The organism is Paenibacillus qinlingensis (genome assembly GCF_013204845.1).
Classification (GTDB): domain Bacteria; phylum Bacillota; class Bacilli; order Paenibacillales; family NBRC-103111; genus Paenibacillus_E; species Paenibacillus_E qinlingensis.
In genome coordinates, this window is the sequence record NZ_JABMKY010000016.1 from 24,816 (window position 1) to 36,143 (window position 11,328).

The window sequence follows — 11,328 nt, forward strand, 5'->3', positions numbered from 1 at the left end:
AGCCTCGGCTTTATTTGTATGTTACATAGCTATTCCTCTGAATGATCAATCCGAATAATAACAACATTGGAAAGCACAGTGCCTTGATGAATCGGCGCATTAACCTGATAATCATACGTAGCTGGGATTTGCAGGGTGAGTCTTCTCACATTGGAATGATGAATAATGGCTGCTTCATAAGTGATTTCAACGGATGTACGCGGCAGCAGATTGCCAAGAGACAGCGGTTGTTTCATATTTACTTGCTGCACGACAACTCCGTTAATTTGCAGCGTGCCTGGGACAAGTGTATTCAACGGAGAAATCCAATCAAGCAGATTCATGTGGTTCGCAGCCAAGTTTCCAGTGTTGGCTACCTGGATGTGGTAATGAATGATCGTACCCGGTTCAGCAAGCTTAGGTGATGCCGATAGCAGGATATCCAAGATTGGCCATAGTAATTGTGTGCTAACTAGATTAGATAGCAGCTGATTAGAAACGACGCGACCATCCGATAGTCGATAAGTAAAGAGAACATGTGCTTGGCTATTCAATTGCTTCTGATCCAGCGAGATGGCAAATGAATTTACCGTCACTTGGAATTTTACAAGGAGAGCTTTATGGGGCTGCAAGGTGCCTAATGGTATCTCACTTGGGAGTATACCCTGGCTATAAGGAACACCATCTATGGTTAGACTTCCCAGCACATAAGAACTGCCTGCTGGAATGAATTCAGACAGCCACACTTCCGTAGCAATATTACCATGATTCGTAATTGTAATGCCGTAGGACAAAGTGTCTCCCAAGGTAGCCTGTGATTCAAGTGCGTTTTCAACCACGATCAAGTCAGGATCATAGACGTGGATCGTTACATTATTGGAGATCATTTTCCCTTTGTAATCACCTGTTGAATAGGTGAGGACAGCTGAGTTTACGAGACAACTCGAGGGAGGAACACGGGTAATGGTAACTTGAAACTGAAGACAAACTTCCGTGTTTCCTGGGATTTCGCTAAGTTTGATGCCGTCGTTAGGGTTCGCTGAGGGGTAACTAACCTCGTTAATCTTAACACTTCCAGGTACAAAGGCAGCCCCACCAGGCAATTCATCTTTGAAAAAAGGGTGGAGAATCGGACAATTTTCCTCGTTTTTAATAATGAAATAAAAGGTGATCGTGTCGCCCACATACGTAGAAGTTGTGCTTGTTTGTTTGGTGAATCTGATTTTCGTTTCTTTAAATGGAATAATAACCGTATTGGACTTTGAACTGCCTGAAACATCTCTACCGCCAGGTGTATGGAAGTCATACACGGTTGTTGCTTGATTCTTCAGTTGTCGGGAAGCAGGTTCTTCTAGAACAATAACTTGAAAGATGACTTCAATAGTTTGACATACTTGTATAATACCTAGTGGTATGCCTTGATCTGGCCTAGCAAGTGGCAACGGAATAGTATCAACAATGACACTATTGGGAATAAAGGCAGTTCCTTCAGGCATGTTGTCAAAAAGGGTAACTTGTGCATCCAAGTTACCCTTATTGGCGATCGTCAAGGTATAGGTGATGATCTGGCCGAGAACGGCCAGATGGGTGTTTGCCTTTTTGAGCACAGTAATGATTGGACCTACGACAGGTGTATCTACGATATTCGAGTAGGAATGGCTGGTGGAGCTGCCTGAGCTGAATCTTACGACGGATTGGTTAATAAGATGATTGGAAGAATGGGAGTCGGCCGTCATACGACCGTCACCTCGAATGTAACCGTGACAGAAACTCCCGCAGGAATTGTACCGATTGGAACACCTGTGCTCGGATTCAGCGTTGGTTTGGATACACCATCTACAGTTACGCTGCCTGTAATAAAGACGGTTCCAGTGGGAATAGGATCGGTTAAGATGACATTATTAACAGCTTCAATACCGCTATTCTTGACGATAATTTTGTACGAGATCGTATCGCCGACAATCGCATCAATGGCATCCGTACTTTTCGTTACAGTTACATTAGGCGCAGATACTGGGATGATGAGAATATTGGATGAAACTGAGCCGTTTAATGGACGTCCATCTGGCGGTGAGTACGTATAGTTCGCTGTCGCTTGGTTGGATAGAAGCTGAGGAGATGGCAATGCATCAACCGTAACCTCAAGTGTAATTTTAACATCGACAGAAGCGCCTGGAGCAATGGTACCCGCATTAATTCCTGTTGATGGGTCGACACCTGGTTGGGTAACGCCATTGATAATAACACTGTTAGGAACAAAGGCTGTACCTGATGGGATCGAATCATACACAGTTGCAACTGCAGGAAGATTCCCAGAATTATGAAGTGTTAAGGAGTAAATGATGGTATCGCCAACAGTCGCATTCGTCGTATTCGCGCTTTTGACAACCGAGATAATCGGTTGATAGACCGGAACAATAACGGTGTTGGAGAACGCAGATGCTGCGAAAGCGCCCGTTGTAAAGCTGGCAGACGATTGATTGCTCAGTTGCTGAGTTGGAGGTAAAGCCGTTACAGTGACGTTGAAGTTGACTGTTATCATATTGCTAGGAAGAATGGAGCCCAGCGAGATCCCATTGGTTGGGTTGGCATTTGGTGCTACTACGCCATTAATCGTGACACTGCCTGGAATGAACGCGGTGAAGGCAGGAAGCTGATCAAAGAATTGAACGTTATTGACGGTAGATATACCTTTATTCGCAATGATAGAGGAATAAGTAATGGCATCGCCAACAACTGCATCGGTTGCTGTAGTTGATTTATCAATCGTGACGTTTGGAGCGGAAACAGGAATGTTGACGGTATTGGAATTGATAGCCCCGTTAAGGATGCGACCATCAGGCGGAACAAAGGTGTAGTTAGCCGTAGCCGTATTCGTTAATACTTGCGGATTTGGTAAGGAAACGATCACTACACCAAAGGTCACGGTGTCAGTAGCACCAGGTTGTGAAGTAAATGGAATGCCGGTTGCAGGATCTGCGCCAGGTTGTGTAATACCGTTTAGGACGACACTGTTCGTTTGGAACATCGTACCGTTCGGAATCGTGTCAACCAAGGAGATGGATGCCGGGTAATTCCCGGTGTTCGAGACGGTGATTGTGTAAATTACCATATCGCCAATCGTTGCGTTGGTCGTATTAGAACTCTTCGCAGCAGCGAGTATTGGTTGATAAACAGGTGTTGTAATTGTGTTAGAGAATGTGACCGCTGAGAAGGCACCGGATGTGAAGCTCACCGAACCATAGTTGTTCAATTGTGCTGGATTAGGTAAGGAAGTTACCTGAACATTAAAGGTAATGGTAACAGTCGCCCCGACGGCTATCGTACCAAGCCCAATTCCTGATACTGGATTCGGAGGTACGGGAGGCGTTGGCGCACCTGTAATAACAACACTGCCAGGAACGAAAGCTTCTCCAGAAGGCAGTGGATCTGAGAACACGACATTATTAATAGGTGCAAGCCCATTGTTAGTAATGACGAAAGAGTAAGGAATGATATCGTTAACCACTGCGTCTGTTGCTGTCGTACTTTTGTCAATCCTGACATCAGGAGAGGAAACAGAAATGGTAACGGTATTGGAATTCGTGCTGCGATTAAATGTCCGACCATCAGGCAGTGTGAAGGAATAGGCTGCTGTTCCGGTATTGGTCAATATTTGCGGATTTGGCAGTGAATCAATAATGACGGAGAAAGTGACGGGCACAGTTGTTCCGGGACTAATCGAACCAATTGAAAAGCCTGTTGCAGGGTCTGCGCCTGGCCAAGGTTGAGTGCCTACAAATACACTGTTCGCGAGGAAAGTCGTATTGGATGGAATCGTATCTGAAAGAAACACGTCAGTTGCATAATTACCTGAATTTGAAACATTTAACGTGTAGACAATGGTATCACCGACGGTAGCGTTAATGCTGTTGGCGCTTTTGAGTACGTTGATAATAGGTTGGTAAATAGGTGTTGTAATCGTATTGGAAGTGGTTGTACTTGATATCGCGCCTGAAGTAAAGCTGACAGCTGAAAAGTTGTTGAATTGAGCAGGACTTGGCAACGAAGTAACAACGACGTCGAAGAAAACCGTTACCGATGCACCAACTGCAATCGTCCCCAGGGTGACGCCGGATGCCGGATTGGGAGGCACGACAGGCGTCGGTGCGCCGATGATGACAACACTGCCAGGCACAAAAGTGCCTCCTGTTGGTATTTGGTCGGAAAAGGAAGCATTATTGATGGCGGTAATACCATTATTAGTAATGATTGATTTGTAGGTGATCGTGTCACCAACTGTAAGTGCTGTGGATGTTGTGCTTTTGACTACTGCCACATTCGGTGAGGATACAGGGAATGAAACCGTGTTGGAAGTAGCCGTTCGCGTGATCGTCCGACCATCTGGCGGAAAAAACGTGTAGGTTGCTGTTCCTGTATTACTTATCACCTGAGGACTAGGTAACGTGTTAATGAGAACCGAGAAGGAAACGGTTTTGGTGGCGCCTGCTGCAATCGAGCCGGCATTAATTCCTGCAACCGGATCAGCACCTGGCTGTGGTGTCCCGTCTACGATAGCACTATTCAGAACGTAGGAGGTCCCCGTTGGAATGGTATCTGTTACAATGACATCCCCTGGCAAGTTCCCTGTATTGGTAACCGCAATCGTGTATACAACCGTATCACCAACTGTAGCATTGGTTGTATTAGCCGATTTAACCAGCGTCATATTGGCTTGAGTAACAGGTGTGATGACATTATTGGAAGAGGATGAGCCAGAGAATGTGCCAGATGTGAAGCTGACATTAGATTGGTTATTAATTTGTGGCGTTGGCATTGTGATTTTCACCTCAAATGTCACGGTAACCGGCGTATTGGGCGCCAGGGTACCGATTGGAATGCCGGTGGACGGATTCGTGTTAGGCGATGATACACCATTTACGACGACGCTTCCGGGAATGAATGAAATGCTTACATCGGCAATGCTAGTCAAAATAACATTGTTGACGTTCGCAACACCTTGGTTAGTGACCACGACGGTGTAGATAACCGTGTCACCTTGAATGGCGGTGCTCACATTGACAGTTTCCATTACGACGACGTTGGGAGCAGATACGGGGATTGATACCGTATTGGAACTTCCTGTTCCAGACAGAGAACGGCCATCTGTGAGCATAAAGGTATAGCTTGCTGTGCCTTGGTCAACTAATTGCTGCGGGTTAGGGAGCGATTCTACAGTCACCAAGAAGGAGACATTCTTAGTACCACCTGCCGAAAGGGTACCGATAGGGATTCCACTTACAGGGTCAACGCCAGGAAATGGTGCATTATTGATGCTAACACTGTTCACGAGAAAGGAACTGCCAGCAGGAATATTATCAAAAATCGTAATATCTGCTGCTGTACTTCCGGTATTACGTACTTCAATCGTGTACGCAATGATATCGCCAATAACCGCTAACGATTGACTAGCGCTCTTGGTAAGGGAAATGATCGGCTGCTCGATATAGGTAGTAACGGTGTTCGAAAAGGTTGCGCCGGTGAAAGCGCCAGAAGTGAAAGAGATACTCGCATGGTTGTCAGCCTGAGGCGGGTTAGGGACGGATGTGACAGTTCCGCGAAAAACGACATGAGAATTGACGCCAGGATTTAGCGAACCTAGTGTGTAACCAGATGTGGGGTCTGCTGTAGGTTTGGGAACACCATCTACGGTCACACTTCCGGGGAGAAAGGTAACGCCACTCGGAAGCGCATCATTGATAACGATATTCGTAACTTGAACAACACTATTGTTAAGAATATCCAATGAATAGATGAGAGTATCCCCAATAGCAGCATAGGTTAGGTTCACGGACTTACTTACCATAATATTCGGTGCAGAAGCAGGGATGTCGATCGTGTTGGACGTGGCACTTCCTGACAATATACGCCCATCTGGTGGTTGATACGTGTAATTGGTAGTAGCCAAATTCGTGAGTCGTGGCGGCGATGGCAAGCTTTGCAAGACAACTTGGAACGTAATGACCGTTGTTCCGGATGGAGCAAGTGAACCTGCGACGATGCCCGTAGCAGGATTCGAACCTGGGCTTGAACTACCATTTATCGTAACACTGCCTGCTACAAACGAAGTTGATGCGGATATGGCATCAAAAATCGTTGGTTGCACAGCGATATTACCTTGATTGTTAACCGTTAGCGTGTAGGTCAATGTATCGCCTACGGTAGCGTTCGTGCTGTTCACACTTTTCGCTATGGAGACTTGGGGTTGAAAGACAGGTGTTGTAATCGTATTGGATAACGAAGTTCCGTTAAAGGTACCTGACGAGTAAGAGACGCCAGCCATATTAAGCAATTGACCTGAAGGTGGTAATGAGACGACATTCACCTGGAAGGAGACGGTCACCGAATTCCCAGCAGCAATCGATCCTACCCCAATTCCTCCGTCTGGGACAGCGCTTGGCTTCCCAATTCCACCGACGAGTACACTGTTTGGAACAAATACGACTCCTGTTGGTAACGTATCTGTTAGAACGACATTTGTTACGCTTTCTACACCTGAATTTGTAATTACAGTGTTGTATGTAAAGGTGTCTCCAATGACAGCGTCAATAACTGGCGTACTTTTGACAGCGCCTACGCTCGGTAATCGAACAGGGATTGTCAGTGTATTGGATTCTGCAGCGCCAGAAATCGTGCGGCCATCAGGCGGTTGGAAGGTATATGTACTATTCGCTTTATTGATGATTTGTGAAGGTGAAGGGAGTACGAGAATAAGAATATCGAAAGTAACAGTTGATGTCCCACCGGCGGCTACAGTCCCGATGTTGACGCCTGTCACGGGATTCGCACCAGGGACAGTGACACCATTGACCTTGAAGCTATTCGCAACATAGGAAGTACCTTGAGGAATGTTATCGGTAATGGTGACATTTGCTCCGATATTTCCCGTATTGGCGACTTGCAGTGTGTAGGTGACAGTACTTCCCACGGAGCCATTGGCTGTGTTGGCGGATTTTACGATACCAATTCTTGGCGCATAAACAGGTGTAGTTACGGTATTCGACGGTATAACGCCGCTGATTACGGAACCGCCAGCTACACTCTGGAACGTAAACGCGGCATTCGCCATATTCGCAATCTGTTGCGGCGTCGGAACACTTGTGATTGTAGCTTTGTATGTCACGGTGATTGAGGTACCGAAAGCAAGCGAGCCAAGCGGGGCACCAGCCGTAATATCATAAGTAGGTTTGGCAACCCCAGCCACCGTCACGCTTCCAGGCACGAAAGTTGATCCTACAGGCAATGCATCGGACAAAACAATACTAGCCGCGCTTGCGGTTCCCGTGTTGTTCGTCGTAACGCTATAGGTGATGGTATCCCCTAATACGGTTCCAGTAACATTGGCGCTTTTGGTGACAGTAATTTTAGGTGCATTAATGTCGACCTGAATCCCATTGCCGTTCACGACATAAGCGTCCCCTGAGGTCGTTAATTGCAGCACGGCTGAGGATTGATTGTTAATAAGGCGTGCAGATACATCAATGTTGGTAATATCCCAACCTTGTCGTCCAGCGCTGATATTGGTACCTGGTGCTCCATTGATTTGATTGGAACTTCCGAAAGTACCTGTGGTATTCAGGTTTCCTAAGTCATTATTGATTTGTGAAGCAAAGAAGTTAGCGGCAAAGTTGTTGGGTCCAGATAGCGCAACTAATGAACCAGTAGTAGGACCGAATAGCGCTTGGTCCCCGGTTCGATTGGCATCTCCTTCCTGGGCGCTAAATAAGGCTCTGCCTCCTAGAGCACCTGTTACTGGTGTAGCAAATCCGGTAATCGTGGTATTAACTGGCGGAGATGTCGATTGGACAAGGACAGCACCAACCCGCAGCGACATATTCCGGAATGGCAAACTGGTGTTCTGGTAAATGACAGCGAGTGTCCAACCAGCATGATTGGCGGTGGAATCACCAGGAATAACGATGGTCCCAACGACATTTCCTGTTGTATAAGTTCCAGCCATCCCTTGTTGAATGAGCGTCGTGACATTAGCGGATCTGACATATCCCAGTGCTCCGCCGCCTAAGTCGAATTCATTCTTGGTTGCGTTGTCTGGCGTAATGGAGCTGGTCCCTGCAGGGGTGGTAAAGGTGACGGCATTGTTAATAAAAGCTGTTAAGTTAACCGTGCCATTCACATAGGAACCGCCCCAGATCAATTCAGCATACAAAATGGTACTTCCAGCAGGAAGGTTTAAGATGGCGGAGGAATTGTTGAGCGTATAGAGACTGGTTGTTCCTGATGGATAAGTCCCATATTTGAGCGCTGTATTGGTCGTGGTAAAAGCACCAATGCTGTCTTGTGTTCCCGGTACACCTTCTGTATTCGAGCGGCTTAGGCCAAGTGTATTTCCGGTGAACGTAATCGCGCCAGTTGCGTTGAGTGTGGCCCTGACGACGAGAGCTATGATCGTCACCCCCTAGTATTTGTACCGCTTCTTCCTTCGTGGCGAGGAAACGGTGTGGTGATGGAAAGTAAAATAGGCCGATGGTCTTAAGATATGAGTCGAAAATGAAAAAATGATCATTTGGAGATGAAAATCTTACTTGTGCGGGCTTGATTTCTTCTTACCAGGTTGCGATGCTTTTTTGGAGGATTTCATAGACGCATTCATAGAAGGGCTCGTAGGAGAAAGCTTTCGAGACATGGGGATGACGTCGATATTGATTTCTTCAGGGAGTTCTTCCGATTCTGGTGCTAGTTGACGTCGAAGAGAGGGAATCCATTGGGGTTCGTAATACGTTTTATTGCAAATTCGGTGCCAATCGTCAACCTGTAATTCCTGCTTCACAACCACAAAGTGATACATGATTTCACTAATCAGATTGGGTTGGACATATTGCAGCATATCTAATTCGTCCTGTTCATACAGCGTAGTTGAATATGGAGGTTCATAGAGCAGCTCCATGCGGATTAGACGGAAATCAAAGGGGACGACATGTTCAAGGTACTCCTGTACAGGTGGGCAAATCGGACTACCTGCAGGTTGAAGAAAGGTGTTTGTTAAATAACGAGGCGTATATTCATCAAATTTTTGCTTCAAGTACGGATTCGACGCATGACGAAAATGATGAGCGTAAGGCGAAAGAATGCATACAATCGCTTTGTGCGTACAAATCCGATATAGCTCAGACATGACAGCAAACAAATCAGTCACATAAGGAAGACTGCGACTAGCCATGACAAATTCCACGGAATTATCGGGCAATGGAATGCCCTTGTCGATATCACATACCAAATCAACGCCTGGCAGCTGGACGCGATCGATTCCGTAGAAGTTCAAATGCTTGTGGTGACCGCAACCAAGATCGATATGCATGAACGTTCCTCCTTACCAAGTAGAAAAATGAACTGTCCTATAATCTATGTACAAGGTCCTTATCAGACAATGCGCTTGCCTAAGGAAGGAAAATATTCAAGAGCTATACAACGAAAAAACGCCGTCCCTCCAGAGCGGAGCGGATGACGTTTGTGGTACTTACCCTTTGACAGCGCCAATCATGACGCCTTTCACGAAATATTTTTGAACGAACGGGTAGAGGATCAGAATCGGTACAGAGGCAACCATGATGGTGGCATACTTGATTGTTTCTCCAATCTGGTGTTGATCGGCAGCATTGGCGCCCGAAGACATCATATCCGTGTTATTGGCTATTAGTATTTCCCGAAGGGTGAGCTGAAGGGGGTACAGTTCGCGATCTTTCAGGAAGATCGAAGCCCAGAACCATCCATTCCATTTCTCAACCGCATAATACAAGATCATAACTGCGATAACGGGCATGGAAAGCGGGATAATGATTTTAAATAGGATAACGAAATGGTTAGCGCCGTCCATTTTGGCTGACTCTTCCAAACTCTCTGGCACGGCCATAAAGGCTGTACGCATAATAATTAAGTTAAACGTATTGACGGCGAATGGTAAAATGGTTGCCCACAAGGAGTCGATGAGTCCGACGCCCTTCACGACAAGGTACATCGGAACAAGTCCACCGCTGAAAAACATCGTGAGAATGACGATGAAAATAAAGACTTTGTTCCACATGACATTTTTACGTGAGAGTACATAGGCCCCTAATGCCGTGACAATAAGGTTGGTCGTAACACCGAAGACGAGAATAAATAGGGTGTTGCGGTAGCCTTGTAAGATCGATGGATTTTTAAACACATTTTGATAAGCTTCCAAACTGAATCCCAGTGGGCGATAGAGCAAGCCTTTATGGGTGATAAGTTGTGCGCCGTCGCTAATGGAAGCGAAAGTGACATAGATGAGCGGATAGAGTGTTACAATCACTAACAAAATTAATAGAACATGGTTCACAGCGTAAAACACGCGGTCTGAATAGTTCGTTTTCATCTAAGACCCTCCTTCACTACCATAAGCTATTTTCACTAACTCGTTTACTAATTTTGTTGGCAGTAATGAGCAGAGCTAAATTGATCACGGAATTGAAGAGACCAACCGCAGCACTATAGCTCCATCCAAATTCGAGCAAACCTTTGCGATAAACGAAGGAAGAGATAACATCAGCCGTATCGTAGGTACTTGGGTTGTAGAGTAAGATGATTTTCTCAAAGCCGACGTTGAGTAAATTCCCCATTCGAAGAATGAACATAATCGATATGGTTGGTAGAATACCAGGTAATGTGATGTGCCAAATGGATTTGAGTCGTGAGGCTCCATCCATTTTCGCGGCTTCGTATTGCTCTTGATCAATGCCCATGAGTGCTGCTAAATAAATGATGGATTCCCAGCCAATTTTTTGCCAAATTTCAGATAACACGTATATGGTTCGAAACAGCTCTGGCTTCTGTAGCATCGCTGTATCATTCGCGCCAAAATAAGTCAGTAACGTATTCACTACACCGCCGTTATTCGTAAAATCTTTAATCATTCCGGCAATGACGACTAGCGAGATAAAGTATGGCATATAAGTAACCGTTTGCACAAAACGTTGGAATCTTTTATTCGCCAGCTCATTAATGAGAACAGCTAAAATAATCGGGGCAGGAAATTCAAAACATAACGTATAGAGTGAAATCAGAACCGTATTTTTGAGAATGCGCCAGAAATAATAACTGGTGAAGAAGTCATGGAAGTTTTGGAATCCGATCCATGGGCTGCCGAGTATCCCTTTGATGGGGGTATATTCCTTGAAAGCAATGATGGCTCCATACATCGGCGCATAGTGGAAGATAAAGTAGTAAGCCAGTACGGGAACCATCATCAGGTATAAATATTTATTCAACAGAAAATCGCGCTTGAAGCGTACAGAAAAGTTAGCCTCCGCTGTTTTACGCATCATATCTCTCCTT

General features: G+C 45.7%; 5 protein-coding genes. All 5 read right to left on the bottom strand.

What is annotated here, in order from left to right; all coding sequences use genetic code 11:
• Nucleotides 1-29: 29 nt before the first annotated feature.
• Nucleotides 30-1,715 carry a DUF11 domain-containing protein gene (locus HQN88_RS24470; protein ID WP_173117422.1) on the bottom strand — a complete coding sequence of 562 codons (1,686 nt, stop codon included), beginning with the start codon at nucleotides 1,713-1,715 and terminating at the stop codon, nucleotides 30-32.
• Nucleotides 1,712-8,431, bottom strand: coding sequence for a DUF11 domain-containing protein (locus HQN88_RS24475; RefSeq protein ID WP_173117424.1), 6,720 nt, complete (start codon nucleotides 8,429-8,431; stop codon nucleotides 1,712-1,714). Before HQN88_RS24475 ends, HQN88_RS24470 begins: the two co-directional genes overlap by 4 nt.
• 126 nt (nucleotides 8,432-8,557) lie before the next feature.
• Nucleotides 8,558-9,334 carry a class I SAM-dependent methyltransferase gene (locus tag HQN88_RS24480; RefSeq protein ID WP_216855814.1) on the bottom strand — a complete coding sequence of 259 codons (777 nt, stop codon included), beginning with the start codon at nucleotides 9,332-9,334 and terminating at the stop codon, nucleotides 8,558-8,560.
• A gap of 159 nt (nucleotides 9,335-9,493) precedes the next feature.
• Complete coding sequence (locus tag HQN88_RS24485; RefSeq protein ID WP_173117426.1) at nucleotides 9,494-10,369, bottom strand: carbohydrate ABC transporter permease; 876 nt, start codon at nucleotides 10,367-10,369, stop codon at nucleotides 9,494-9,496.
• A 16-nt stretch (nucleotides 10,370-10,385) separates the two neighbouring features.
• The gene (locus HQN88_RS24490) at nucleotides 10,386-11,318 is read right to left on the bottom strand and encodes an ABC transporter permease (protein WP_246320432.1); all 933 of its coding nucleotides are present in this window, start codon (nucleotides 11,316-11,318) and stop codon (nucleotides 10,386-10,388) included.
• Nucleotides 11,319-11,328: the final 10 nt, after the last annotated feature.